The organism is Psychrobacter sp. ER1 (assembly GCF_048631835.1).
Lineage (GTDB): Bacteria > Pseudomonadota > Gammaproteobacteria > Pseudomonadales > Moraxellaceae > Psychrobacter.
The window spans coordinates 2,977,466-3,004,409 of sequence record NZ_CP184640.1 but is presented as its reverse complement, the minus strand read 5'-3'; the positions used below and the strand labels follow the sequence as shown (position 1 = coordinate 3,004,409).

Genomic DNA, 26,944 nt, shown 5'->3' with positions numbered 1-26,944 from the left:
ATGTATTTGACTAACGATGTTTCTTAATACTGATGTTTTTGATTACGAGTCTAGTGCATGGACTTATAATCAAAATTAAGACATAAAAAAGCCTGCAACGAATTGCAGGCTTTTTTATCATCTTTTGTCTGATATTACTCAATCAATTATTAAGTAATATCAGCGTAGAAAGATTTAGTTGTTGTCAAGAACATAACCACCAGCACCGCCAATTGCTGCACCAGCCAATGCGCCACGAGCGATATCTTTACTGTCACCTTTGCTTTTAATAAGAGCGCCAGCTGCTGCGCCAGCAGTAGCACCTTTAGCGGTGTTACTCATACCGCTATAAGAGTTACAACCAGTCATGATTAATGCCGAGCTAGTAATTGCAGTCATTGCGATCGTTTTAGCAAATTTCATATTATCACCTATTAAGTCATCAAGTTTAAAATACAATACATTCAAAATACTGTGTCCATGATATTTTTAAGTATATTCCTACTGTCTGTCATAATAGTCGGTTACTAATAATATAGTCGTAGTAAAAACGCTAAACTTTGCAAACGAGATGTAAGCGATGTTGCCGTACTGTATCATCACCAATAGCTGTAAACGACAGAAGGAATTACGTTTTAATGGGTTTAACTATTAATATTTTGATGTTGTCATAAAAAAGACTACCTATAGGTAGTCTTAATATTGAATCAAAGCTGAATATGTTTAACAAGTTAACTAAGAATTAGTTTTGTGATTTACGCTTCATTTGCTCAAAGAATTCATCATTGGTTTTCGCTTCTTTTAGGCGATCCAATAAGAACTCAGTGGCTTGTACGCCATCCATCGGTTGAAGTAGTTTACGTAAGATCCATACTTTACGCAGTTTGTCTTCGTCCAATAGACGCTCTTCGCGGCGCGTACCAGATTTTTTGATATTAATCGCAGGGAATACACGTTTTTCAGCCAAGTCACGCTCAAGCGTAATCTCTTGGTTACCCGTTCCCTTAAATTCTTCAAAAATAACGCTATCCATCTTACTACCAGTATCAATCAATGCACTGGCAATAATAGTCAAACTACCACCTTCTTCCACGTTACGCGCAGCACCAAAGAAACGTTTTGGACGTTCTAGAGCATTGGCATCCAGACCACCCGTCAACACTTTACCTGACGATGGAATGACCGTGTTATAAGCACGCGCTAGACGCGTAATTGAATCAAGTAAAATCACCACGTCTTGCTTATGCTCGACCAAACGTTTGGCCTTTTCGATGACCATTTCAGCAACTTGTACGTGACGCTGTGGCGGCTCATCAAAGGTAGAAGCGACCACTTCACCGCGTACTGTACGTACCATCTCAGTGACTTCTTCTGGACGCTCATCAATCAATAGTACGATCAAATAGCATTCAGGATTATTACGAGTGATTGATTGCGCGATGGTCTGTAACAACATCGTTTTACCCGCTTTTGGCGGTGCGACGATGATAGAACGCTGACCTTTACCAATCGGAGCGATTAGATCGATGATACGACCAGTCAAATCTTCAGTGGTTCCGTTACCAAGCTCAAGTTTTAAATGCTCAGTTGGGAATAGGGGTGTCAGGTTCTCAAAGATAAGCTTATGACGTGAGCGATCTGGCGTATCAAAGTTAATCTCGCCAACTTTTAATAATGCAAAATAACGCTCAGAATCTTTTGGTGGACGAATCGTACCAGCGATACTGTCACCAGTTTTTAGACTGAAACGTCGAATTTGGCTAGGGCTGACATAAATATCATCAGGACCGGCTAAATATGAGCCTTCTGATGAGCGCAAAAATCCAAAACCATCAGGAAGAACCTCAAGTACGCCGTCACCATAAATGGCTTCGCCGTTACGCGCATGGGTTTTTAGAATAGCAAAGATAATGTCCTGTTTACGGCTACGCGCCATATTATCAAGACCCATTTCTTTGGCGATAGCCAATAGCTCAGCGATTGATTTTTTCTTTAATTCAGTAAGATTCATAGATAGGTCATTAGCAATTGATCAGATGAGAGATGCCATTAGCAGCACAAGTCACGACAGTGATTAAAATAACGGTAATATGATGATATGGGTGTGTGCACAGCGCTGTAGTTTATGTAGTTTTGGTTTTATATGTCTGCTTATGTACGCATTGCCATGATTGGATGCAAGGTAATAAGAAATAAGGATAAAAAAGGCTACATAAGAGTCTGCGTCAAAAACTCAATATCAGTAATTGCGTTTAGTCATTTTGTTCAGCAATGGTGTTTATAATGACGATTGTGTTTTTGTTGATAAACACGAGGAGAATAGCGACAAGATACTTAGGAAAACAGTTGGTTTTCTCTTGTCAGCAGACTATACGGTCTTCACAATAGCGTTGTCAATAAATTTTGCCAAAAAAGTCACATTATCGAGTTTTTTGCACAAAAACAAGCAAAAAAGCCACTATCTTAGTCAGATAATGGCTTTCTCGGTTATTCTATTTTACCAGCTCAAGGTAACCTAGAGCGAGCAAATGTAACTTATAAATGCTTGTCTAGTACTTTAGCCAATTCAGCTTTTGGCTGTAGGCCCATTACTGAATCAACTTTTTCGCCATCTTTGAATACAAATAGCGTTGGGATGTTGCGGATACCGAAACGGCTAGCCGCCTGCGGGTTGTTGTCCACGTCTACTTTGACGATTTTAACTTTACCTTGGTACTCAGTTGCTAGATCTTCTAAAATAGGAGCGATGGCTTTACAAGGACCACACCATGGTGCCCAGAAGTCTACTAGTACAGGTACGTCTGATTGTAGAACGTCTTGATCAAAGTCTGTGTCGGTAGTATGTACAATAAGGTCTGACATAATTTTATCTCTCTTGTTTTATTACTTCTATCACCACTCATCAACCTATATATTGGTTTAATAATAAATCAGTTGGTGGTCAAAGAATTGTTTAGAAGGGGTGAAAATGTGCCATTATATTAACATGTTTGCCCTAATTTGACAGATACAGGCTGGTTAAATTGTTTAACAACTAGTATTAGCACAATAAATCGAAACGGTGCAGCACAAGAGTGTCTAATCTGTTATTTAATACGATTATCCTTATCAAAGTATGTATCTCAGTGCGATAGAAGTTTTATGTTTACCTCGTTTATATAGTAGTTATTGATTAGTAGCTAGCGATATTAATAAATTTGAAAATCAGTCAAAGTTTTGCCTTTTTATCCAAATAAACGTTGTTCATAAAATGGCTATCATGCCAAATATGGCTATCGTGTCTAAAAGATTAGCCACCAAAAATCCTTATCTTAAAACCAATTTACATAAGTAGTTAAATTTATGCCTTTTACCGATGAAGAAGTTAATGCCCTCAATGCCCAAGAAAGCACTTATCCGCTTGAGTTTTTTAAAAATTTTGCACAAGAGATTACGGTTTACGAAGACGATGATATTTGGGTGGTTGATAAACCTGCAGGCCTATTAAGCGTCGATGGTAAAACACTCAAAGTCAGTCTGCTTGCTCGTCTTGAGCGTGCCAATCCAGCCGTTAAATTAATTCACCGCTTAGATATGGACACCTCGGGACTGCTTATTTTTGCAAAAAATGCAGCAGCGCAAACCAATATCAGTAAGCAATTTATCGAACGTCTACCGCAAAAGAAGTACCAAGCGCGTGTCTTTGGTGAGTGGGAGCAAGTCGGCGCAACTGGTGAGATATCAGTGCCAGTGCGCTATGAGCCAAGTACTAAACCGCGTCATATCGTCGATCACGAATGGTCCAAACATGCACTGACGTTATATGAAGTTGTGGCTCATGAAACCTGTAGTGGTGAGGCAGTCACTCGGGTTATGCTAAAGCCAGTCACGGGCCGTAGCCATCAGCTACGCGTACATATGGTGCATGTTAATCATGTGATGATTGGCGATCCTATTTATGCTGAAGGTGCCGCACTAGAGATAGCTCCAAGGCTCAACTTACATGCACAGCAATTGCGTTTAAAGCATCCAGTACTGGGTGCTTGGATGGACTGGGAGAGTCCTTGCCCATTTTAAGAAGTAGATTTTGCCGCTTACTGTTAATAGATGCGATAAACGGCTCTAAAGCCAGCTATAAAATGCCAGTCATGTAAATACAAGGGTAAAAGTATGCTTGATATCACCACGACCAAACAGGCCATTAAAAACCGCCTTAAAGGTAAAAAGTCAAAGACGGATAAAGTAGCCGACTATGAAGTATTGATCATCGGTGCGGGTATTGCAGGTATTGGTATGGCTTGCCGTTTACAGCAACAGCAGCATAAAGGTCTATTCGGCCATAGAGTTCCCAAAAAGCAAAAGCAGGTAAGTTCGACTAATAAGCAAAAACCTCCACAACGCTTTGCTATCTTAGAAAAGCGTGCTGATTTGGGTGGTACATGGGATTTATTTACCTATCCGGGGATTCGCTCTGACTCTGATGCTTTGACCTTTGGTTATAACTTTAGGCCGTGGCTAGATTATAGAATGCTTGCAGCAGGCGATGATATCAAACGCTATATCGCTGATACGGCACGCGAGTTTGGAGTGACCGAACATATCCACTATCAACATGAAGTTCAGCAGATATCATGGTCTAGTGATGATCAACAGTGGTCAGCAACCATCAAGAACTATGCAAACGGTGAGAGGTTTGTTAAGACTGCTAAGTTTATCGTAGGTGCCACTGGCTATTATGACTATGAGCAAGGCTATCGTCCTCATTTTGAAGGAGAGGAGGATTTTCATGGACAAATCGTCCATCCACAGCATTGGAATAATCTAGACTATGATGATAAAAAAGTCATCATTATTGGTAGCGGTGCCACGGCGATGACGTTGCTACCTGCACTAGTAGATAAAGACAGTGCTCAGTGTGCACGTCATGTCACGATGTTACAGCGTACGCCGACCTATGTGGCGAGCGTGCCGGGTGATGACCATGCTATTGACTGGCTATCAGGCAAGTTTTCTCCATTATCAAAAGAGCAGGCCTATACGCTACTGCGCGTGCGCAACGTGTTACGGCAACAAGGCCTGTACAAAGTTGCGACTCACGCACCCAAGGTGATGAAAGCAGTCTTAAAAAATGGGGTGAAAAAAGAGTTAAAAGGTAGCGGCGTTGATAGCAAGCATTTTATGCCTGACTATAATCCATGGGATCAACGAGTATGTGCGGTACCTGACGGTGATTTATTCAAAGCCCTGCAGGACAAACGCGCAACAGTGGTGACCGATCAAATCAGCCACTTTACTGAAACAGGAGTTATGCTGCAATCTGGCCAGCATCTCGACGCTGATATCATTGTTACCGCGACTGGTTTAAAGCTACAGATGTTGGGCGGGGCTGTGGTATATATCGATGGTCAAGCTGTCGATATTGGCACGCGTATGACCTACAAAGCGGTCATGATAGAAGGCATACCTAATCTGGCAGCACTGTTTGGCTATACCAATGCTTCGTGGACACTAAAAATCGATTTTGCTTGTCAATATGTAGTGAGGCTGTTGGGGTATATGCATAAAAACCATTATCAAGTCGCCATGCCACAAGCACAGACTGACGATATGACAGCCTGTGCTCAAGCAGATACCGTGATGGGTTCGCTATCGTCTGGTTATGTCAGACGCGGCAAAGACGAGCTACCTAAGCAAGGCGATCGCTATCCTTGGTTCGTGACCAACAACTATCTAAGCGATCGAATCATGCTTAAGTATCGTAAGGTAAAAGACGACTGGTTACGGTTCAGTCGTTAGTATCTTGGTAATTATTGATGATGATTGTCGATGAAATCGGCCACTTGCTTGCTTAACATCTGCCACAAGGTCTCTTGAGCGCTTTTGCTGCCCCATGCATTATGCGGACTAAAGATAACACGCGGATGGTCGCTGATACTGAGCAAAGGGTCGTTATCGGCGATCGGTTCTTGTTCAAACACATCGCTAGCATAGCCGATGATTTGCTCATTATTAACCGCGTCAGTTAATGCTTGGCTATCAACGATGCCGCCACGGGCGACGTTGACAATGAGCGGTTGTTTAACCATTTTTGCCAGAGTATCTTTATTAATAAGATGCTCAGTTTGTTCATTCAATGGGCAGTGCAGACTGATCACATCCGCACGTGCCAGCACTTCATCAAACGCGGTATAGTCGTCGCTGCGTGGTTCACGTCCTTGGTGCTCTGCCCACAGTACGGTCATACCAAAGGCACGAGCAATCTCGGTCACGCGCTTGCCGATAGTGCCAATACCAATAATACCTAACGTCTTATCTTCCAAATCAATCAGCGGAATATCTAGCAGGCAAAAATTACCGTTTGCCAGCCACGTGCCATCAGCGACTTTTTGATGATAATGAATACCAGCACGCATCGCTGTCAGCATGAGCATAAATGTGTGTTCGGGCACGCTTTTGACCGCATAGCCAGCGACATTGAACAGCGCAACACCGTGCTTATCGCAAGCCTCTTGATCGACGTTATTCATGCCAGTAGCAGTCAGTTGGATAAGCTTAAGTTTCGGTAGTTGCTCTATCACTTCTGCACCAATCTGGACTTTGTTGGTGATAATAATATCGGCGTCTTTGCAGCGTTCAATGATGACAGCCGTGTCTTTTGGCGTGTCGTTATAAGTGATGTAATCGCTCACACCCATTGGCGCGGGCAGGTCAATACCTTCAGAAAAAGTACCTTTATCTAAAAAAACGGCTTGCATGGCTAGTCCTTACTTATTGTTGTCTTATAGATAATCAGCGAATAAATGGCTATCGCATGAATCCTTATCGGCTTAATGTAGCACGTTGATATTTTTAGTCAAAAACGAATCGGCCAAATATCGATAGAATAGATATAAGCTGCTGATAAAATAGGATAATCTGTATTATTTAATAATAGTGTACTGGTCTGACATAGTATCGATTAAATAACTTATAAAATCATAGCTATCGCAAGCTGCCTCTTGAAAAGTCAACTTAACGCACTCATCTACCCGCTAACGTTATATAATGGTTGGGCTGAACGATTGGCTTGATTGGTATTGTGGCACTTCTTCTATGTCTTTTGACATTTTATGATGTGAACAACCTTATTTAGCTATTGTTAGCCGCCATTGCTGTTTTCTAAGCTATCTATCTAAATTTCATTATCTGAGTACAAAAGACATCGCCTTATGACTATCTCTATTGCTTCATTGCACAGTACTGAATTCGCCGTTGGTCAACGTTATTTATCTGATACGGAGTCTGAGCTTGGCTTAGGTGTGGTCATCGATGTTGACGACCGATGTGTGCATATTTTATTTCCGCAAAGTGAAGAGACACGCGTCTACGCAAAAAACTCTGCGCCATTATCGCGCGTGGTGTTTAAAGTGGGCGATAGCATCTACGATCAAGATGGCAAAAGCTATACGGTCAATGCTGTCGATGAAGTCATGGGTGTGCTCAAATATGGCGTCGATGAGCACGAGGGCGGCACTGCTTCTAAAGGAATAATGGAAACCCGCCTTGCTGCCAATATCACGTTGGCCAAGCCGCTTGAGCGCTTGCTTGCTGGCCGTATTGAACGTGGTGACTGGTATGAGCTGCGCCAAGACATCTTGCGCATGCAGTCAGCGCTAGCAGGCCATCCACTAAAAGGCCTAATAGGTGCACGTGTCGATATCATCGAGCATCAGCTATATATCGCACATGAAGTTGGCAAGCGTATCGCGCCGCGTGTACTATTGGCTGATGAAGTTGGCCTTGGTAAAACCATCGAAGCGGGCATGATTATTCATCAGCAGTTGCTAACAGGCAAAGCTGAGCGTGTATTGATTTTAGTACCCGATAGTTTGCAGTATCAATGGATGATTGAGCTGCGTCGTCGCTTTAACCTAAACTTTGCATTGTTTGATCTAGTACGTACTGCGGCTATCAAAGAACACGATCCTGAACAAAACGTCTTCGCCACTGAGCAATGTATCATTGGTGGTATGGATTTATTGCTCGATCACCCAGACTTATACGACCAAGCGATGGATGCAGGGTTTGATTTATTGGTTGTTGATGAAGCGCATCATCTGCATTGGGATGAAGCGCAGGGCGGCAATGATAAGTATGACTTGATTGCAGATTTCGCAGAAGAAACGCCAGGCGTGATGCTATTGACAGCAACGCCAGAGCAGCTTGGTGCGCAGAGTCACTTTGCCCGTCTGCGTTTGCTTGATCCAGATCGTTTTGATGATTTGGATGAGTTTATTGATGGTCAAGAAGCTTTTGCAGAAACAGCAGCAGTTGCTGGCGTCTTAATAGAAGAAAAGCCATTGAATGAAGGTCAAATCGCTGCTTTAAGTAGCCTACTAGACATTAGTATTGAAGAGCTATCCTCAATCAATGAAGATGAAAAACTACGAACGCATGCACTAAATGAGCTGTTAGATCGTCATGGTACAGGTCGTATTTTGTTCCGTAATACTCGTGAGAGTGTCAAAGGATTCTATGGCCGTAGTAGCCAGCCATATCCATTGCCACTTCCTGAGGCATGGAAAGACAGCTATCAAACCAATGGTAAGTTGCGTGAGCAGCTATGGGGCGAAGAAAACCAACCAGATGGTGGCTGGCTAGAAGATGACCCACGCGTTTCTTGGTTGATTGATATCTTACGTGGTGAGCTGAAGCATCAAAAAGTCCTATTAATCGCTCGTAGTGGTGCGACGGTAGAGAGTTTAGAAGCGGTATTGCGTCTGCATGCAGGTATCAAAACAGCTATCTTTACTGAGCAGATGACTTTGCTTGAGCGTGACCAAGCGGCCGCATTCTTTGCAGATAGTGAAGGCGCGCAGATACTTCTATGTTCAGAGATTGGTTCAGAAGGTCGTAACTTCCAGTTTGCAAGCCAATTAATACTATGGGATTTGCCTGCTAATCCAGATACGTTAGAGCAGCGTATTGGCCGTCTAGATCGTATCGGACAGACGCAGCAAATCATGCTACATGTGCCTTATGTACAGGGTACAGCGCAAGAGCGTCTGTATCAGTGGTATAACGATGCGCTGAACATGTTCAATCAGATATCGCCAACGGCACAAAGCGTGCAAGAGCAATATATCCAAGAGCTCAAGCCAATGCTTGAGGGTGCTGATACCGCTGAAAACAATGTCATCTTGCAAGACATCATTGACGAGGCGCTACAGACACGTTTGGGACTAGAAGCACAGCTACAAGCTGGTCGTGATCGTCTGTTAGAGTACAACTCATGTCGTCCGCGTGTCGCAGGTCGTATCGCCGATGCTATGCGTGATTTTGATGGCAACAATCTATTACCGCACTTTATTGAGCGTTTCTTTGCCTCTGCCAATATCGATCACAACATTCAACGTGATGGCTCGTGGGTGATCGCACCTATCGATAGCACCGAGATCAGTGACTATATTGATGGTTTGCCACTTGGTGATGAAGACGGTATGACGTTGACCTTCGAGCGTGAGCAAGCGCTTCAGCGTGAAGATATCGAATTCATCACTCATGAGCATCCATTGATGCGGGCAATTTATGAGCTAGCGAGCACCAGCACTTTCGGTAATACGACAGTTGCCATGCTAAAAAGTGCCGCTGTTCCGCAAGGTATGGTACTGCTAGAGGTGAACTTCCGTGTTGAAGCAATCGCGCCAAAAGTGCTCAATCTGCCAGCGACTTTGTCCACGCAAAATATCCGTGTCTTTATCAGTGAGCAGGGTAGTGATTTATCGGCTCGTATCAGTGCTGAGATGATTATGCCGCATGTCGAGCGATTGGATAAAAACCGTGCCCGCCAAGTCATTAAAGTACGCGGCGATGTGATTGAGCAGCGTTATTACGAAGCTGAAGATATTGCTCGTCAGCAGATCGCTGAAATTGGTGAGCAAGCAAGTAGCCGCTTTAGCCAGCAGTGGTCACGTGAAATCAAGCGTCTAAAACATCTACAGACGATCAATCCAAACGTACGTCCTGAAGAGATTGAGCGTCTAGAGCAGCTTAAAGCTCAAGGTGAGCAAGCACTTGGTAACTTGTCATTAGTACCGGATTCTATTCGCGTACTCGTAGCAGTTAAGCCATAAACATCGGCGTATTTGTCAAAAACGAGGTGTTATTATACATCTCGTTTTTTTATGGTTGAGATTGCTTTTTTGCTCTTTAATTGCGATTTGTCTGGCAAAAACTGACAAGCAATACTTATGAGTAAGCCGACAGTAACTAGTCAAAGCCACCAATATTGGGTAAGATGTTTACCTTTTCTATAGAAAATAAATATTCGGTGATAACATCGCTAACGATGTCTGTATGCTTATTTTAAGGTCTCCTTCAACAGATTTTAACAAGTGATCTCGCATTATTTTACATTCAAATATGATGGCTATATGGCATCAATATCATCAGATGCTGAGCGTTTTTGATAAAAATAAGGAAACATATCGTCATGTCCGATAATCTACAACTGATTGATGAGCTGCTGGCTACTATCGCGCTTATTGAAGTTACCCCTGATGTGTTTGAGGGTAAAAGCCATGACTATGTGGGCAGTCGTATATTTGGTGGGCAAGTGCTCGCTCAAGCGATTATGGCAGCGGCGCATACATTAGATAAAGACAAACCTTGTCACTCACTGCATGGGTATTTTTTGCGTGGTGGCGATATTAACCAACCGGTGATATACCAAGTCCGTCGATTACGTGATGGTCGTAGCTTGTCTGCACGTGAAGTCACCGCTATTCAGTACAAAGAAGTACGCGGTAAGCCGCCTGTTGAACAAGTAATATTTTCAATGATTGCCTCGTTTTCACCGATGGAAGATGGGCTTGAGTATCAAGAAGATATGCCTGTCTATCCACCGCCAGAAGACTTGCTGACAGAGCAGGATCTAAAAGAAGAGAATGTCGGAAAAGTGCCAGAAGCGTTAAAAGCAAGATTTATGCGCCGCCGTCATGTCGAGATTAAGCCAGTAAAGCCGCGTAATCCGATTAGCCCAGAACCAATGAAGCCTAAACAAGCAAACTGGCTACGCATTCGTGAATTGGGCAATCAGCCAGTGGCTATCCAGCAAGCCCTATTGGCATTTTCGTCAGACTTTTATTTGGTTGGTACAGGGTTGATGTCTCATGGTGTTAGCTTTATGACCAGTGGTCTACAGGCTGCCAGTATCGATCACTCGATGCATTTCCATCGTGATTTTGATTTGAATAAATGGATGCTTTATGACATGTGGAGCGATACCACGTCCAATGCGAAAGGCTTGAATCATGGTCAGTTTTGGCAAGATGGCAAACTGGTCGCCACTGTTCAACAAGAAGGCCTCATGCGTTTACGTGTGCCAAAATCTTAAAGTGCTGTAGGCTCAGCTGCCTTTAGATTGTCATCATAAAAAAGCGACTCATTATTAATAGTGAGTCGCTTTTTTTATTCCAATTTTTATTCTAAGATTTTAACCATCGCGCGAGGCAGTCCTAGGCTGTCTTGTGCTTTTTGTTCGGTTAGCCATTTAAAGTCAATTTCAGCCGCTGCTAATTTTTGATTTAGTTCAGTTACCTGCGTCGCGTTAATCGTCAATTTACGTGGGGTCAAATACCAGTGAAAATGCGTCAGCGAATGCTTGATAGGCGCATCATCGAGCAAGGTATTGCTAACTGATTTTGTGACCAGTTCATTTTTTATGAGCCATTCATTAATGATTTGCTCAGCGGTAGTAAATTCTGCTTCGTATATTTTTTCATTACTACGTACGTCATTTGGCATATTCGATAGTTTGTCATCGTTAGCTTCTACTTTCTTCGCAGTGCTACCACTCGTTTTACCATCAACTTTTTCCACGAACTGTAATGGTAAACTCCATAATCCACCCCAGATGCCGTTGTCAGGGCGTTGTAGCCATAGTATCTCACCGTCTACGCTTTCTATCAGCAACGCATCGCTAAACTTACTTGGCTTTGGCTGTTTTTTGGCTTTGACGGGATAATCAGTCTCACGCCCCTCAGCATGTGCCAAGCAGTCATCTTTTAATGGACATAATAGGCAGGCAGGCTTGCTACGGGTACATAATGTCGCACCCATATCCATCATGGCTTGCGCAAATAGTCCGGAGTTCTCTGTCGGTGTCAGTCGCTCTGCCAATGCCCATAAGTCTTTGGTGGTAGCAGATTTGGTGATATCGCCGTCAATTGCGGCCCAACGTGTCAGTACTCGTTTGACATTACCATCGCAGATGACTCCATAATGGTGCAAGCCCATCGCCATAATCGCGCCAGCAGTCGATGGCCCAACGCCAGAAATCGTTTCCCATCCTGCTAGCGTCTGCGGAAAGTCGCCCGTCTCATCAATGACTTCGACCAATTGCTTCGCGCCTTTATGTAAATTACGCGCGCGCGCATAGTAGCCAAGCCCTGCCCAATGCTCCGCCACCGTGTCCCATTCTGCTGCGGCCAAATCTTGCACTGTCGGAAAGGATTCCATGAAACGGGCAAAGTAGGGCAGCACAGTAGTCACTTGCGTTTGCTGGAGCATGACTTCTGATAGCCAAACGATATAAGGATTGGGCGTATGGGTTTGGTGCTGTTGCCAAGGTAAATCGTGGCGACCGTTTTCAGCGAACCAGTCAAGGAGGCGGGAGGCGAAGGAGTTTAGAGCAGTAGGTGATTGAGAGAATTGAGTAGGCAAAAGTATTCCTTGTAAGTTGAACAGGGATATATAGGATTTGGAGTTACGACGGGTAAGCAAAAAGGTAAATAGATAAAACTATTTACCAATGTGTGAGGGTTAATTGTTTATAAATAAAGGGGATAAATAGTATCACTATGGAGAAGTAAGAGTTTATCGATAAACACTGTCTAAAGTTTCACCCGATTCACTCTTCCATTTAATCCACCCGTTTGTTGAACGTCCTGACACTAAAGAACTGGCTCCACTGGGTGTTTTAAATAAATGGTTTTCAGTGAGTTTATAGCTTTTATCGTTTATGGCTACGAGTTTGCCGCTACTGAGTAGACTCTCTTTCAATTTAGCTACGAATGGTGGAGCTGATGATGTCTGTGTTTGGCGTATTAAAGAGCCTGCTAATATAACAAAGCCATCGTCGTCATAGTATCCTTTAGCATCACCATCTTTTACCTTATAGTAAAACAGGGATGGAATAGGTTTTGTTGGAGCTTCATCGATTATTTGAGCAATTTTAGCAATGGTGGAATCAGTCGATTTGTTTTTATAAGTCTCGTTGGTATGAAGGCTATCATGAATAGCCAAGGACTCGAAAATAGGCTGTCCTAAGGTGGATAGTAAAACATCAAGGGTGTGGAATAATTCCTCGCAATCAGCCTTTAATGGGTCAGGTGTATGCGGTTTATTACCATTATTTCCATTTTTTAGTTCGTAACGTCCCACCTCTATAGCAGTTGCGATAGCCTTATGTTCCATATATAGCGCATGGGTTTGCGTCATAGAGTTATTAGTTGAGAGCATGACAAAAGCCCGTGTCCAGAACTCTTTGTCATCATGTTGGTTAAGACGTCTTTTAAGATCGCCAGTTTGTCCAACATAAAGTAACGGCTTCTCTACACTATCGGTATCACCAATCAAAAAATACAGACCAACTTGATTGGCATCGGGCATCGCAAAAAAATCGTCAATGTGGATACGGGGGATTTCAATCAATCTTACTGTGCGCGTAGTCATCTCTGCCAAACGCAACCCACGAGGGTTACCTTTTGGCAGATAAATTTGGATGGTTTTAGCCGATGGTATTAATGGATTCATAGTAGCTTATATTATTGGTGAATCTACTTATGATTCTTCCGCGTTTTTAGACGACGTAAGCGCTTTTCTTCCTCTTTCGCTTTTTTCTTTTCTTCAGCAGCGAGTCGTTGTTCAGCGACGACAATTTCTTCCGCTTCAGTCATTGCTGGTGTTTCTAGCGTGATACGACCAATCTTCGCGCTACGCAGTTCGTTAATGAGAATCTCAGACATACGGTAAGTATCGACTTGGTTGCCCGCGCGTACACAGCCGCGATTACGTCCAGCCACTTCAAAAACTCCCAATCAGTCTTTGGCAGCTCTTCAATTTTATAGCGGGTTTTTAGTAGCTCAGGATAGGCTTGCATTAGGTACTCAGCGGTATAGCTTGCCACATCAGCGAAGTCAAAAGCAGTATCACGGATACCGCCCGTCGCTGCGAGACGATAACCTGAGTTTTCGTTTTCGACCTTTGGCCATAGCATACCGGGCGTGTCATAAAGCATAATGTCATCGTCAAGCTTAATCAGCTGCTGCGACTTGGTCACAGCTGGCTCGTCGCCTGTCTTTGCCACAGCGCGTCCTGCTAGCGTATTGATCAGCGTTGATTTACCAACGTTTGGGATACCCATGATCATTGCTTTGATTTGACGACCAGTCCCGACTTTATTAGGTACGAGATGCTTACAGATGGCGATGATGCGTTTTACATCATTGGCTTTTTCAGTATCGCAAGCGATGGCTTTGACCCCATCTTGCTGCTCGAGATAATCCATCCATGCTTGAGTCAACTCAGGATCGGCAAGGTCAGCTTTGTTCAGGATTTTGATAACAGGTTTTTCGCCGCGCAGTGCTGCGACCATTGGGTTTTCACTACTATATGGAATACGCGCATCGATGACCTCGATGACCAAATCCATCTGCGGCATGACTTCTTTGATTTCGTTACGGGCTTTGTTCATATGCCCAGGGAACCACTGAATACTTGCTCTCTTATCCATCTGCTTTCATAACCTTTTATAAAAAATGCTAAAAGTAAAACAATCAACGTTTACTTTCTAATGGTGTCCAGTTTACTACAGAACCACCTTGCTCACGGCACAATTTCACCCAACCTGATTTGTCATTATGCTTGATTTTGGTTTTCTGTTTCCTCGTGCGCTGGTGGTAATGGGGCAAGGTAACCAATTAATAGTATTAAGCTGCCTGCGCCAAGGAAGGATATCACTCGCCAAATTGCCTCAGTCTGAGACAAATCTACCAAGACTAGCTTGAGTACGACGATACCTAATAATCCAATACCCATAAACCAAAGCGCGCGTTGCCAGTAGCGACTCGCCATGATGGTGGCGACCAACGCCAAGAGCGTCCATAAAATCGTCAGTCCGGTTTGTACCTGCTCGCTCTGCCATGCGCCGCCTTGATAGTCATTCCAAAGTGGTGTGCCAATAAAGGCGTGTAGCGTTCTGACCAACATGCTGGAGATTAACCAAAAGCTGATCAGCCCCAATACAATTAACAGACTTTCAGCGTTGAATACGTGCTTAGATTTGGCAGTTGCACCCGATTCTATAACGGTTTCATTGTGGCGACGTTGGCTGATGTAATACAGACTAAAACCAACCGATAGTGTCAGCCACGATGTGATGTCGTATAGGTTGAATAATGGAAAATAAGACAGTCCCCAAATCATACCGTCATAAGACCAATTGGTAAGAACAACCCACAGTAAAGCAATGGGAGCAAAAATGGCAGCGCATCCTAATAATGCTTGTTGCCAATCAAACCAGTACAGCAGACCTTGTTTTGAAACTGGATTAGTTGATGTATTTTCTGCATTTTGTCTGAGATAACGATGATTGAACCATAACCCAAATAATATGAGTACTGCTGAAAACAAGAAAGCCATCACGCCATCAGAGTCTGGTAGGCCGTAATGCGCTGCAGCAGCAATAAGTAAGATACCCGTACCTAGCCAGCTTGCAGCAGTATAGCGTGAAGCATTGTTATTATCAGACCATGTATCAGACCATGTTTTTAGCCATAGCTGACCCATGACTAACCAGCCAATTATCAACCCTACGAATACTAACCATTCCGCTGTTGCCCATGTTAAATTGCGCTCAAATTTTTGGGGCAGTTGCAGTATTAGCATAAAGTAGAACAAAGCTAGCAATCCATGACTAAGCTGTCTAATTTCCGCCCATGGACGATAGCGATTGATGACCCAATAAGCGATCAAGCTGATGAGTGCTGCCAGTGCAATTACCGTCGTGCTTGATTGCCAGATATCAAACCAATGATGCAAATCAAGCATCAGTACTTGTAGCATCCAAGCTATCGCGGTCAATGTCAAAAACTTGATGAATCTAGGGCTATGCCAAACGAATTTGAATACGCGGCTCTGACTATTGATAGAGGTCAGCCATTGCTGTGCAGCTTGCGTACTGACTCCCAGCGCACGCGCATAGCTGGTCAAGACATCTGATGTGCGGTCCAATGTTTGTGATTGTAGGACTAAGGATTGAGATTGTAGGACTGAGGATTGAGATTGTAGGACCGAGGATGTTGTAGTGCCTTTATTGTTAAGGCTATTAAGGTTATTACTACTATCTAACCTATTAAGCAGCACAGCAGGGAGTTGCTAGCGCGTAATATAAAGACGGTCGCTAGATAACTGAGCGCTGAAATACTAAAGGCTAAAACGGGATAGTCTTCGATAGAGAATATCGCTGTCGTGACTAGCATACCAATACTGACGAGCTGTAATAGCAAGCCGAATAACACCGACCACGATCGCAACGAGCGTCGTCCAAACCATACTAGCGCCAACCCTTGTACGGACCAGCCAAAAGCAATCCATTCAGCATCTAGCGCCAGCGGAATAACGAGTGCAAAAATCCTAATCCTAACGCCAGCATCCCTTCGGTGATTAAAGCATAGCGTCTACTGCGCTGGATGAACAACCAGCCCATCCCAAGATAAACCGCCGCCAAGATGGCACTGGTAATGGTTAAGGCATTAGAGATGTCGTTTAATAATGCGGAAAACAATCCAAAGGCCAGTAGTGGTACTGAAAATAGTAAGCCTGTATCAATAGGAAATACATAGGAGCTGCCTACATGGGCTTTGTCCAAGTGTTTTGTGTCATCTACATTATCAGCATGACTGAGGTATTTTTCGTTTAGCGCATTATAGGTAATGATTTGCTGCGCATAACGAATGACGACAAATAAGTAAAGCAGCCAGTGTAAGGTTACTAACGCTACCAATGTCCAGCGCTGCGTTTCAATGACGGCGCTCAGGTTTTCGCTGATACCCCAATAGTATGCCAAGCCAAATGTCACAGTCACACCGAATAGATTCAATATTTTCCACGGTCGATAATGAGCAATGACGGCAATGGTGACGTTTAGCAGTAGATAATAGCTAAATAAGGTGACCAAGCTGCCAGTATCGTCACTGGTCAAAATCGGTGCAAAAAATCCACCCGATAATGCTAATAATGCTAACGGGAAAGCGTTTTGACGTACGGCGAGAGCAATGGTAATGGCAGACAATGACCCAAGCCCGATAAAGCTTGGGATACTAGGAATGATTTCATAAACACTGTAAGCAAAAAGGTGCTTAGATAGGCAATCGCTAAGCCTGCACCTTGTAGCGTAATCCCATATGAAAAGCGTTTTGCGGTCAGCTTTAACCCAAGTGCTGCCAATGCTAACCCTGTAACACCGACTGCTATCAGCTTTGTGGCAATAGAAATCTCGATATATTCGCTTAATAAGCGAAGCAGGAGCACTACGCCTACCAATAGTACCAATACGCCGACTCGCACGACTAAATTGCCACCGAAAAACCAGTTTTTGATTGAATGAATGAGCGAGGTCACAATAGGTAATGAGCGTTCATCTGGCTCAATCGGTGCGGACGACGCCGTATTTTTCGTATTTATCGAGGCGTTATCGTCTATAGATTTACTATTAAATATATTTGATGCTGCATGTGTGGTCGAGTTTGAAGCAACGGTAGGAAGCGGTGGTGGTGATACAGGCAGCCGATTATCTAGAGAAGAGTGTTGTGAGTCAAAAGCTATTTCTTTAGCATCATGGTCTTTAGTGTTACTGTCTTTAGGAACATGGTCTTTAGGAACATTGCCTTTAAGATGAGGATTGTTAGTAGCAGTGTTGCGTGCATAATCATTTTTATCGACGAAAGGTGCAGACGGAGGCGTCATACTACGCTGTCTTTGCTGCTCAAGCTCAGCTTGCAGCGTCGTCACATCGCGGCGTAGATGCTCGATTTTTCGAGCTATCCTAGTATATAACGCGACCACTACGATCAATAAAATCGTAAAAGCCAGCCAGCCCAACTGGGTCACCATTAGATACAACATCTTCGTCACTCAATCCAGTTTATAGTAAAGTGATAATGACGTGATTTAATAAGAAGCACAAGACTACTCTGATTACTAGGCTAAAAGACAAATGCTAGAATAACACTCAAAATAAAAGGGTAGCTTAATAATTAAGCTACCCTTTTTTAATGATCTTTATACCAAATCGTTTCTTATGCTAAATTGGCTTTCATAAACTCAAGCATGTTTTCCCAGCTTTGTTTAGCAGCGGCTTCATTGTAGCCAAGATCTACTTCATTTTTGGCTGCGCGCTCATCGGCATGCGGATTAGTAAAGCCATGCTTAGCGTTGTCATAGACGTCGATAGTGTAATCAACATCGGCTGCGTCTAGCTCTGATTTTAGACCTTCGATAGCATCCATTGATACCATTGAGTCATCACGGCCATGAGCGACCAACACTTTTGCTGCAAAGTTTTTGTCTGCTGGCTGTTTTGGCGTTGGGTTACCATGGAACGTGGCGACCGCTTTTAGCGGCATGCCTTCGCGAGCCATATCTAGTACAACTTTACCACCGAAGCAGTAACCGATTGCGCCTAGGTTGTCACCATCGACAGATAACTGATCGCTGAAGTCATTAAGAATTAAGCGGCAGCGTGCCATCAGCATGTTTTGATCAGCCAGTACTTGCTCCATCCACATGTTTGCCTGCGCTGTATCAGTAGTTAGTTTGCCTTCACCGTAAACGTCCATAGCGACTGCTGCATAACCTGCCTCTGCCAAACGCTCAACCACTGATTTTGGATGATCGACTACGCCCCACCATTCTGGTGCAACTAAGATACCTGCTGCTGGATTTTCATCTGAAGCGTTTTCTGGTAGTGCTACATAACTGATAAGTTCTACACCATTCTCGGTAGTACTGATTAATTCAAAAGTCTTAATTGACATATTATTGTCCTTTTTTATGTTGTGAGTTTTAATTATTCGTCATTGTGATGGTTCGTTTTTCTAACTCGTACTACCTTAACGCCCATGTCTAGCAAAAACAGCTATAATACTGTAACGCTCTTTATCAAAATGCTACTGCGACTTTATGACTATAAATTTGTTAAACAAAAATAATGACCAATCAGACTTGAACTTAGGTCTCGATGCAGCGGCCAAGCCTGCGCAATCGGTGAGTTTGTTCCCTGATAGTACCGTTGTCGATTCTAATGCTGATTCTGACTCTAAGTATGAGTCTGAGCCACTACGTCCGCAGTTTTGGTCGCGATTTGCGTTAACAGAACTAAACCATAGCGAGTGGGAAGCGTTGTGCGATGGTTGCGGCAGTTGTTGCTTGATTAAGTATATCGATGAAGATGAAAGTGGCAATGTAGATGAGGAGCTGGTCGAATATACTGATGTCACCTGCCAGTTGATGGACTGCGCGACGGGATATTGCAGTCACTATGCGACGCGTCAAGAGCATGTGCCAGACTGTATTCAGCTGACTATGGACAACTTGCCCAAGATGATGTGGCTACCATCGCACTGCGCCTATAAGCGTTTGTATAAAGGGCAGGGCTTACCAAGTTGGCATTTATTATTGACTGGGGATGCTGTGGTGACACAACAACAAATGCGAGCGGCCAACGTAGGCGTCGCTGGTCGCTGTGTAACGGAAATCGGTATGTCTGATGAAGAGATGGAAACGCGGGTGATTAACTGGGTTAATCCTTAGTATACGGCTAGTTAGATGCCTGAGCAGTAGATTTGGCTTTTGCTTCCGCACTGGCTTGCGAGTTAGCCAATGCTGGTATCGGAATATCTTGACGAATCTGCTGTGAAAAGTTACGGCTGTTTTTATCTCTACTAACGCTAGTTAGTTGGTTAGCCTGATTATCAAAGCCTTTTGCCTTTGGGTTGATATGAGCGCGCTCATACCACGTGTTCATTGACCAAGGCTGGTTGTCCTTTTCTGGCGCCGCATCCAACATGCCTACATCATATAGATAGTTCGGTAACCAACCAGACACCCAAATTCGATAATCCCATGGCAAGCGATCGCCACTAACAATACGCGCCATATAAAAGATAATATTGGTACAGTTGCTAATCAATGTATTGTACCAAGCAGGTTTAGCGTTCAAATCATCAGCCGCCGTTAGATAAGACTCAAATAGCGACCTCACTTCATGCTGTTGCAAATTGCTAATAGGAAACAGATAAACCTGCTCGCCACGCGCGTTGCTACGGGTATAGATAATGTCGCGCTCTTCTGCGGCAATCAGGCTCAGCTCATAACGTCGAAAAAAGCCAGCAAGCGCTGAAAAAGACTCGCCATCTTCTTTACGTATCTCGAATGAGAAGGCAAGTGGTCTATCATCTTCAAATCGAAAGCTAACTAAGGTATGAGCGATTAGCGGTCCCATCCAATAAGAGTTGGTCACATCAACGCCAGAGAGTTTAGACAGAACGACTGTACGGGTCTCCCAATGCTCGGTAGCGTCTTCTTCAGTTTGCCAATCAAAGTTACGAACATTGGTTAAGGTAATCAAGTCAGGATTGGTCGCATCGCGCTCATAGGAGACTCGCTGGTCGACCTCAGCCATCCATTCTCGATCTTGTTTCGGTTCGATAGAAAAAACCAACCTAGACCCACGAGCCAAACAGCGCCATATATACCGATAAGCAGCTTGGTTGCTGTGCCTTTGCTAATTGATTTTTTATTAGATAGTGAGTCACTGTGCAATACTCTTGTGACGACATTCCAATAACGTGTACTTAGCAGCGCAGCTAATATGCCTACAATTGCTATTGTCGCAAGCCAAGTTAATACTGAGCTGACGCCGTATTGATACCAAATCGCGAGTAATAACCATAGCGCTGATAACAATAACGTAACGGCAATTAAAAAAGTCACAAGACGCTGGCGCCATGTAGGCTTTGGCTGTTTACGTTCTAATGTTTTGCGTTTTAAGTCCAGACTCTCTAAGCCACGACTGTCTGACAGTCGACTGCGTGAACGCGACGAGAGTAAGCGAGAAAAAACGGAACGTAGCGACATAGGGTTTGCTTTGATAAATAAAGGCTTTGACCATAGCAAAGTTTATAACACGCTGACAATACAATTTGAGTGAATTTGTCGTTGAATGTCGGTGAGCCTTGCGATAAAGTGAAGCTAATTTGTACTAGCAAATTTGTTATTCATGCAGTAATTAATAACAAACCAGCTGTTTTATTTGCTACTTTTATCCCCATCTAGGCTCTACTTATTTTTTTATTGAGTATTGTTCGTTTTTTTATTGAATACTATTCTAATTTTTATTAACTAAAGAGGTTAAATCACACCACCATGTCTGACGACACTCCCAGCCCGAGTAGTTGGTCGATGCGCGGCTTAAAACGCTGGCTATCGACCGCCCCCGAAACCCGTGATGAATTGATTCGTCTGGTACAAGACTCGCGCCAGTTTTTAGAGCCTGATACGGTCGATATGTTAGAAGGCGTGCTCGATTTGCCTGCGACACAAGTCCGCGAAATCATGACGCCGCGTCCGCAAGTGATTGGCCTGCACGAGAGCACCAGTCTTGCCGAAGTGATGGACATCATTCTTGAGACCACTCACTCGCGCTATCCTGTTTTTGACAGTCAAGATGATGATGCCGTCATCGGTATCTTATTGGCAAAAGACTTGATTCCGATTCTGGTACATATGGTTCGCAATCAAGAAGACAAAATTGACAGTAAGCGTCTTAGAGATTTGGTGCGCCAGCCGTTATATATCAGTGAAACGGCTCGTTCTGATACCTTGCTACGCTCATTGCAGCGTACCCAAGTACACATGGCGATTGTCGTTGATGAGTTTGGTAACTTTGGTGGTGTCGTCACCATGGAAGATTTGTTGGAAGAAATCGTTGGCGACATCGTCGATGAGCATGATGACTTTGATGAAGATAGTGATATCAACAACATCATTCCTGACCCAGAAAAGCCAAATACATGGCGTGTGCAAGCGTCTACAGTAATCGAAGACTGTAATGATGAGCTGGGTAGTCGTTTTGACGATACCGATGTTGATACGATGGGTGGTCTGGTCATGCAAGCACTTGGCTTCGTTGGCGATTTAGAAGGCGAGAGCGTCGTGATAGATGATTGGAAAATTACTATTACTGACGTAGAAGGGCGGTTTATCCAAAATCTAGAGCTGACCAAAACCAATGCTGAGCAACAGATATTGATAGGCAGCCACTAGCTTGCTTATAGTGTCACGATAGTTGGTCAATGAATAAAACTTGTTAGCAAATTAATAAAAAACACGATGAAAAATCGTGTTTTTTGCTTTCTGCCTTTTGGTCTTTAGAATGAGGTTTTAGCTACGCAAATTTACCCACTTGTAGGTTTTGACTGGTATCATGGGTGGGTTTTATTTGTGGCCCTGCATAAAGCATTGTGCAGTCAGGTTGTGCGTGAGTGTTATCTCATCGCTTAGCTGAGAAATTTTAGAAAATATGGTTTTGGATAACTGCTATGCGTCTGTCTACTGTTGATTTACAAAAACGTCTGAACCCCGATAAGCCAAAAGGTTTACATATGGGATTGACGGTACTAATAGCTTGGCTGGCAGGGGCAGCTTTTATACTCGCGCTCGCGCCTTATGGCATTTGGCCAGTTGCCTTGGTATCACCTGCTATTTTATATGCGTTATTGGTACCAGCGATGACAGGTCGCCGCGCCTTTCTAATTGGTCAAGCGTACGGTACAGGGCTGTGGTGTATTGGAGCATTTTGGCTATACACCTCGATACACGTTTATGGCGATACACCCGCATGGCTTGCGCTGATTATGATTGCGCTTATGGGTCTGGGCATGGGCTTGTTCCATGGATTTTTGGCGCTCATCTTTAATCGTGTGGTCGGCAAGCAGCCGTTATCTTTTGCTGCCTTATGGATACTCCAAGAGTGGATGAAAACGTGGCTATTTACTGGTTTTCCTTGGCTATTCGTTGGTTATGCGTTTACTGAGCAGTATTGGCTGTCGTCGCTCGCGCCTGTGGCTGGCGTCTTTGCGGTTTCTTTTGTGGCGGTACTACTGGCTGCCAGTATCGTTGAACTATTGCGTCGTCGCGGTGGCTATATGATTCCATCCATAGCATTGCTTATCATTAGTAGCACGCTATGGTTAATCAATCCGCAGTGGACCAAGCCAAAAGGAACCCCTGATTTATCGGTATCTTTGATTCAGGGCAATATCCCTCAAGACCTAAAATGGCTCACTGAGTATCAAATTGAGACGCTAAAAATCTATGCAACGTTGACTCGTGACGAGTGGGGACGTGACATCGTGCTGTGGCCTGAATCGTCGATTCCTATGTTTCAGACAGAGGCTGTCGGGTTTATCAGTGAAATGGTCGCGATGGCCAAAGAGACTGACACGACATGGGTGACAGGTATTCCTTATAAGGATGAAGCAGCGTTTGATGCCAGTACAGATAAATATCCGCCGTTCTACAATAGCGTGGTAGCGCTAGGGGCACAGGCAGAAGGGCTGTATAAAAAGCAACGTCTGGTGCCATTTGGGGAATATATTCCATTCCAAGGCGTGCTCGATATTTTGCCTAATCTAGCAGGTAGCCAAGATATCATGAGCTATAGTCGCGGCAGTGATCAGCAGTCGCCGCTGCGTGTTCGAGGGCACAACCTAGGTGCAGCCATCTGCTACGAAGTAGCGTACCCAGATACCACGCGTAAAAACGCGATTGGCACAGATTTCCTATTAACCATTTCAAACGATGCGTGGTTTGGTACGTCGGCAGGCCCGCTACAGCATCTACAAATGGTACAGATGCGTGCGTTAGAAAATGGTCGCTGGTTTATGCGTGCGACCAACACAGGTGTGACAGCTATTATCGACCATAAAGGTCGTATCGTAGAGCGTGCACCGCAGTTTGAGCGTACTGTATTGCGCGGCGATATTCAGGCACGAGTTGGCAACACGCCATTCATGCGTTTTGGTCAATATCCTATTTTGTTTATCATGGCACTGTTGCTGATACTTAGCTATTTGGGTAAACGTCCGAAGTCTCCAGTACGTTTGGTTAAGTAGTATTATTAAGTAAGAGGTGTCGATAGCGAATAATAGATAACTGATTAAGTGGTTAGCTGTCACAAGTGCCAAAAACAGATGTTAAAATTGTGGATAATAAACCCTTTAAATACTTAAGGGTTTTCACAAATCAGTATAAATTGCGATATAATAGGTCAATATTTCAAATATTTTGTGCAAGGTGGATAAGGTATGTCAGAAGGTATCGTCAATAACAATCCAAAAAAGAGCTGTTATTCGCTTTAGGTGGCATTGCCATGTTCCTAGGTATTGTCTTACTTATTGGTGTTTCTGCATTTTTGCGTCCAGCAGGCGAGCATATCACTGCTGAGACGACTGAAGCGTCGGCTGCGGCAGATGAAGCAGAAGCCACTGCTACTGAAGAAGAAGCGGCTCCAACCGATGCAGAAGCTGCAACAACAGCAGAAGCGTCAGATGCTACAGCGCCTGAAACTGCAGCAGATGCAACACCAGCGGCAGATGCAGATAGTGCAGTCGTTACTGCGGAAGCAGGTACAGCGACTGCCTCTGGCACTGTAAACCAAGCCGCTGTTGCTGATGCTGATTTGACAGCTGAGCAAGCGGATGGTGACTTAGAGGCTGGTGAAGCTACTGAAGAGACCGCAGCACAGTAAGCTGTAGTATGACTGTGTAAATGATCTAAAATAGTGCTACTTAATTATAAAATGAGTCTTATTATGAAGTCTCTATCAACAGTGCTATAAGCATAATGATACAGTTCTAAATAGTCATAAAAAGAGCCCGTTCTCAACCATTGAGAGCGGGCTTTTTTTATGAGTATTTGTGTAATTTTTGACCAACTTTTTCTTTACTTGATTATAACCAAGTGAAACAATGTCCCGCCTAGATGACCGTCCATCTGGATAATCAGGGGTTTGGTCATTACAAATATGATCTTTAAAGGAATAAAGTTATGGGCACAGAAACAAATTCGGGGGCTAGTGCAGCAGAGTTAGAAGCTCTAGACAATGGCTTTATGGGACATCCTGCGCCCTTACGCTCATTGTTTTTTACCGAAATGTGGGAGCGGTTCTCCTATTATAGTATTCGTCCACTATTAGTTTTATTTATGGTGGCAACAGTGAGCAGTGGCGGTTTTGGCTTTAGTGAAGTCACCGCCTCTGCTATTTATGGTATTTTTGCAGGTTCATTATACTTAGCAGCAGTACCAGGTGGTTGGTTGGCAGATAACTGGCTAGGTCAAGAGCGTGCGCTGTGGTGGGGTAGTATCATTATTGCCCTTGGTCACTTGTGTATCGCGCTTTCAGCGATGTTTGGTATGACGCTTTTCTTCGTTGGTTTAATCTGTATTGTCTTGGGCTCAGGGTTATTTAAGACCTGTATCTCAGTGATGGTTGGCGCCTTGTACCCCAAAGGCGACTCTCGCCGTGATGGCGGTTTCACCTTATTTTATATGGGGATCAATATCGGTGCGTTACTAGCGGCACTTATCGTCGGCGTATTCAAAGAAAAAGGCATGTGGCATGTCGGCTTTGGCGTTGGTGGTTTGGGTATGTTGGTTTCATTATTGATCTATCGTTTTGTCGCGCAAAAGAACTTAACACGTTATGCACGTGCCAAAGGTATTTCTGCTGAGTGGGAAAAATCTAACGACCATTACAAAAACATCGGTCGCTGGGTTGGTGGTTTTGTAGCCTTGCTAGTAGCCGCAGTGCTATTAGTGTCTACTGGCATGATATCGTTCAGTCCTGAGATGGTCGCAGAGTATATGACGTATATCATTGCTGCGGTGGTTATCTTGTATTTCGCTATTATGTTTATCTCACCGAGATTGGATAAAACGGACAAACTACGCTTGTTAATTTGCTTTGTCTTAATCATTGGCTCGACGCTGTTTTGGTCAAGTTTTGAGCAGCAGCCAACGTCTTTTAACTTATTTGCCGATCGTTATACCGATCTGAATGTTTTAGGATTTGAAATACCAAGTATTTGGTTCCAGTCATTGAACCCACTATTTATTTTAATATTGGCACCTATCGTTAGTATTATCTGGGTCAAGCTTGGTAACCGAGGTCTTGAGCCTAGCAGTATGGCTAAGTTTGCACTCGGTATGCTACTGGCAGCCGCAGGTTTCGCCTTGATGATTTTTGCTTCAAAAAGCATTTTAGCGCCTGGTGCTGGCTTGGCATCGCCGCTATGGTTGGTTGGTAGTTTATTATTATTGACGCTAGGTGAGTTAGCATTAAGCCCAGTTGGGTTATCTGCCATGACTAAATTGGCGCCAGAGGGTATGCAAGGCCAAATGATGGGGCTGTTCTTCGCTTCTATCGCTATGGGTAACTTGGTTGCTGCTTTCTTTGGTGGGCATGTATCAGCTGACAAAATCGAAGGCTTACCAGGTCTGTTCACAACCATGACCATCTTCTTGGTAGTTACCGCTGTACTATTATTGATACTAGCAAAACCTATCAATAAAATGCTTAAAGAAAGCGAGCGTGAAAAACAACTGGCCAAGCAATAAGATAGTTTGATGTACATTTGTGATTAACAACAGCACAAGTGACATATGATGAGACGTGTTACCATTACTGGTAGCACGTTTTATTGTTTTAGTTGGTGGGATATTTAGCACAAGCTATTGAAAGCTTATTATCCGCCCAAACATCTAATGATAGGGCACCGTAAACCCCGGTGACGCAATATTAATTTCAATTTTCTACTCTCAATAAGCGGATGCAGTTATCAACGAAAACACAGTTAGATAGCTAAATAAGTAGACTGTTTGCTTG

At 43.8% G+C, this 26,944-nt stretch carries 22 protein-coding genes and 1 pseudogene; 9 read left to right on the top strand and 14 right to left on the bottom strand.

Annotated elements, in window-relative coordinates; genetic code table 11:
- Positions 1-174 precede the first annotated feature (174 nt).
- From ACOBWA_RS13960 to trxA, 3 genes are all read right to left on the bottom strand, one after another.
- Positions 175-402: a hypothetical protein gene (locus ACOBWA_RS13960; RefSeq protein WP_057761930.1), complete on the bottom strand. Its 228-nt coding sequence runs from the start codon at positions 400-402 to the stop codon at positions 175-177.
- A 319-nt stretch (positions 403-721) separates the two neighbouring features.
- A complete protein-coding gene (rho, locus tag ACOBWA_RS13955) occupies positions 722-1,990 on the bottom strand; it encodes a transcription termination factor Rho (protein ID WP_055125334.1) in 1,269 nt (422 codons plus the stop codon).
- Positions 1,991-2,514: 524 nt separating this feature from the next.
- Positions 2,515-2,841, bottom strand: a complete 327-nt coding sequence (gene trxA, locus ACOBWA_RS13950; RefSeq protein ID WP_057761928.1) for a thioredoxin — start codon at positions 2,839-2,841, stop codon at positions 2,515-2,517.
- A gap of 480 nt (positions 2,842-3,321) precedes the next feature.
- Here trxA and ACOBWA_RS13945 point away from each other — a divergent pair, with 480 nt between their 5' ends.
- Entirely contained in the window at positions 3,322-4,035 is a 714-nt protein-coding gene (locus ACOBWA_RS13945) for an RluA family pseudouridine synthase (protein WP_420229708.1), read from the top strand.
- 93 nt (positions 4,036-4,128) lie between these two features.
- Positions 4,129-5,754 (top strand): flavin-containing monooxygenase, encoded by a 1,626-nt coding sequence (locus tag ACOBWA_RS13940; protein ID WP_420229707.1) that lies wholly within the window; start codon positions 4,129-4,131, stop codon positions 5,752-5,754.
- Positions 5,755-5,765: 11 nt separating this feature from the next.
- Here ACOBWA_RS13940 and ACOBWA_RS13935 read toward each other — a convergent pair whose 3' ends face one another.
- A complete protein-coding gene (locus tag ACOBWA_RS13935) occupies positions 5,766-6,713 on the bottom strand; it encodes an NAD(P)-dependent oxidoreductase (protein ID WP_420229706.1) in 948 nt (315 codons plus the stop codon).
- 453 nt (positions 6,714-7,166) lie between these two features.
- Here ACOBWA_RS13935 and rapA point away from each other — a divergent pair, with 453 nt between their 5' ends.
- Both rapA and ACOBWA_RS13925 read left to right on the top strand, forming a co-directional pair.
- A complete protein-coding gene (gene rapA / locus ACOBWA_RS13930; RefSeq protein ID WP_420229705.1) occupies positions 7,167-10,070 on the top strand; it encodes an RNA polymerase-associated protein RapA in 2,904 nt (967 codons plus the stop codon).
- Between the two features lie 359 nt (positions 10,071-10,429).
- Positions 10,430-11,332, top strand: a complete 903-nt coding sequence (locus ACOBWA_RS13925; protein ID WP_057761915.1) for an acyl-CoA thioesterase — start codon at positions 10,430-10,432, stop codon at positions 11,330-11,332.
- An 86-nt stretch (positions 11,333-11,418) separates the two neighbouring features.
- On the opposite strand, the gene mutY is transcribed toward ACOBWA_RS13925, so the two are convergent.
- From mutY to ACOBWA_RS13885, 8 genes and pseudogenes are all read right to left on the bottom strand, one after another.
- Positions 11,419-12,660, bottom strand: a complete 1,242-nt coding sequence (gene mutY / locus ACOBWA_RS13920) for an A/G-specific adenine glycosylase (RefSeq protein ID WP_420229704.1) — start codon at positions 12,658-12,660, stop codon at positions 11,419-11,421.
- 153 nt (positions 12,661-12,813) lie between these two features.
- On the bottom strand, positions 12,814-13,752 hold the full coding sequence (locus tag ACOBWA_RS13915; protein ID WP_420229703.1) for a GIY-YIG nuclease family protein: 939 nt from the start codon (positions 13,750-13,752) through the stop codon (positions 12,814-12,816).
- 23 nt (positions 13,753-13,775) lie between these two features.
- Entirely contained in the window at positions 13,776-13,964 is a 189-nt protein-coding gene (locus ACOBWA_RS13910; protein WP_420229702.1) for a hypothetical protein, read from the bottom strand.
- Complete coding sequence (gene ylqF, locus ACOBWA_RS13905; RefSeq protein ID WP_420229701.1) at positions 13,907-14,731, bottom strand: ribosome biogenesis GTPase YlqF; 825 nt, start codon at positions 14,729-14,731, stop codon at positions 13,907-13,909. The genes ACOBWA_RS13910 and ylqF overlap by 58 nt, the downstream gene beginning before the upstream one ends.
- A 125-nt stretch (positions 14,732-14,856) precedes the next feature.
- Positions 14,857-16,230 (bottom strand): DUF2339 domain-containing protein, encoded by a 1,374-nt coding sequence (locus ACOBWA_RS13900; RefSeq protein WP_420229700.1) that lies wholly within the window; start codon positions 16,228-16,230, stop codon positions 14,857-14,859.
- A 113-nt stretch (positions 16,231-16,343) separates the two neighbouring features.
- On the bottom strand, positions 16,344-16,532 hold the full coding sequence (locus ACOBWA_RS13895) for a hypothetical protein (protein WP_420229699.1): 189 nt from the start codon (positions 16,530-16,532) through the stop codon (positions 16,344-16,346).
- 68 nt (positions 16,533-16,600) lie between these two features.
- Positions 16,601-17,964, bottom strand: a pseudogene (locus ACOBWA_RS13890) (DUF2339 domain-containing protein).
- Between the two features lie 332 nt (positions 17,965-18,296).
- A complete protein-coding gene (locus ACOBWA_RS13885; RefSeq protein WP_420229698.1) occupies positions 18,297-19,034 on the bottom strand; it encodes a dienelactone hydrolase family protein in 738 nt (245 codons plus the stop codon).
- 235 nt (positions 19,035-19,269) lie between these two features.
- On the opposite strand from ACOBWA_RS13885, the gene ACOBWA_RS13880 reads away from it, so the two are divergent.
- On the top strand, positions 19,270-19,809 hold the full coding sequence (locus ACOBWA_RS13880; protein WP_420230787.1) for a YcgN family cysteine cluster protein: 540 nt from the start codon (positions 19,270-19,272) through the stop codon (positions 19,807-19,809).
- A gap of 7 nt (positions 19,810-19,816) precedes the next feature.
- Here the strand turns inward: ACOBWA_RS13880 and ACOBWA_RS13875 are convergent, their stop codons facing one another.
- Entirely contained in the window at positions 19,817-20,680 is an 864-nt protein-coding gene (locus ACOBWA_RS13875) for a DUF4105 domain-containing protein (protein WP_420229697.1), read from the bottom strand.
- Entirely contained in the window at positions 20,623-21,135 is a 513-nt protein-coding gene (locus ACOBWA_RS13870) for a hypothetical protein (RefSeq protein ID WP_420229696.1), read from the bottom strand. The genes ACOBWA_RS13875 and ACOBWA_RS13870 overlap by 58 nt, the downstream gene beginning before the upstream one ends.
- Before the next feature lie 288 nt (positions 21,136-21,423).
- Here ACOBWA_RS13870 and ACOBWA_RS13865 point away from each other — a divergent pair, with 288 nt between their 5' ends.
- The 4 genes from ACOBWA_RS13865 (at position 21,424) to ACOBWA_RS13850 (ending at position 26,676) form a co-directional block, all read left to right on the top strand.
- Positions 21,424-22,323 (top strand): CBS domain-containing protein, encoded by a 900-nt coding sequence (locus ACOBWA_RS13865; protein WP_201607997.1) that lies wholly within the window; start codon positions 21,424-21,426, stop codon positions 22,321-22,323.
- A 275-nt stretch (positions 22,324-22,598) separates the two neighbouring features.
- On the top strand, positions 22,599-24,173 hold the full coding sequence (lnt, locus tag ACOBWA_RS13860) for an apolipoprotein N-acyltransferase (RefSeq protein ID WP_420229695.1): 1,575 nt from the start codon (positions 22,599-22,601) through the stop codon (positions 24,171-24,173).
- 257 nt (positions 24,174-24,430) lie between these two features.
- Positions 24,431-24,808, top strand: a complete 378-nt coding sequence (locus ACOBWA_RS13855; protein ID WP_420229694.1) for a hypothetical protein — start codon at positions 24,431-24,433, stop codon at positions 24,806-24,808.
- 299 nt (positions 24,809-25,107) lie between these two features.
- The gene (locus tag ACOBWA_RS13850) at positions 25,108-26,676 is read left to right on the top strand and encodes a peptide MFS transporter (RefSeq protein WP_420229693.1); all 1,569 of its coding nucleotides are present in this window, start codon (positions 25,108-25,110) and stop codon (positions 26,674-26,676) included.
- The last annotated feature ends 268 nt before the right edge of the window (positions 26,677-26,944 follow it).

Coding starts and splice junctions, on each gene's coding strand:
- rho (WP_055125334.1), bottom strand. CDS start 1,990: ATGAATCTTACTGAATTAAAGAAAAAATCAATCGCTGAGCTATTGGCT.
- ACOBWA_RS13915 (WP_420229703.1), bottom strand. CDS start 13,752: ATGAATCCATTAATACCATCGGCTAAAACCATCCAAATTTATCTGCCA.
- ACOBWA_RS13865 (WP_201607997.1), top strand. CDS start 21,424: ATGTCTGACGACACTCCCAGCCCGAGTAGTTGGTCGATGCGCGGCTTA.
- trxA (WP_057761928.1), bottom strand. CDS start 2,841: ATGTCAGACCTTATTGTACATACTACCGACACAGACTTTGATCAAGAC.
- ACOBWA_RS13875 (WP_420229697.1), bottom strand. CDS start 20,680: ATGGCTGAGGTCGACCAGCGAGTCTCCTATGAGCGCGATGCGACCAAT.
- ACOBWA_RS13855 (WP_420229694.1), top strand. CDS start 24,431: ATGTTCCTAGGTATTGTCTTACTTATTGGTGTTTCTGCATTTTTGCGT.
- ACOBWA_RS13910 (WP_420229702.1), bottom strand. CDS start 13,964: ATGTCTGAGATTCTCATTAACGAACTGCGTAGCGCGAAGATTGGTCGT.
- ACOBWA_RS13940 (WP_420229707.1), top strand. CDS start 4,129: ATGCTTGATATCACCACGACCAAACAGGCCATTAAAAACCGCCTTAAA.
- ACOBWA_RS13850 (WP_420229693.1), top strand. CDS start 25,108: ATGGGCACAGAAACAAATTCGGGGGCTAGTGCAGCAGAGTTAGAAGCT.
- rapA (WP_420229705.1), top strand. CDS start 7,167: ATGACTATCTCTATTGCTTCATTGCACAGTACTGAATTCGCCGTTGGT.
- ACOBWA_RS13935 (WP_420229706.1), bottom strand. CDS start 6,713: ATGCAAGCCGTTTTTTTAGATAAAGGTACTTTTTCTGAAGGTATTGAC.
- ylqF (WP_420229701.1), bottom strand. CDS start 14,731: ATGGATAAGAGAGCAAGTATTCAGTGGTTCCCTGGGCATATGAACAAA.
- ACOBWA_RS13960 (WP_057761930.1), bottom strand. CDS start 402: ATGAAATTTGCTAAAACGATCGCAATGACTGCAATTACTAGCTCGGCA.
- ACOBWA_RS13870 (WP_420229696.1), bottom strand. CDS start 21,135: ATGTCGCTACGTTCCGTTTTTTCTCGCTTACTCTCGTCGCGTTCACGC.
- lnt (WP_420229695.1), top strand. CDS start 22,599: ATGCGTCTGTCTACTGTTGATTTACAAAAACGTCTGAACCCCGATAAG.
- ACOBWA_RS13885 (WP_420229698.1), bottom strand. CDS start 19,034: ATGTCAATTAAGACTTTTGAATTAATCAGTACTACCGAGAATGGTGTA.
- ACOBWA_RS13945 (WP_420229708.1), top strand. CDS start 3,322: ATGCCTTTTACCGATGAAGAAGTTAATGCCCTCAATGCCCAAGAAAGC.
- ACOBWA_RS13925 (WP_057761915.1), top strand. CDS start 10,430: ATGTCCGATAATCTACAACTGATTGATGAGCTGCTGGCTACTATCGCG.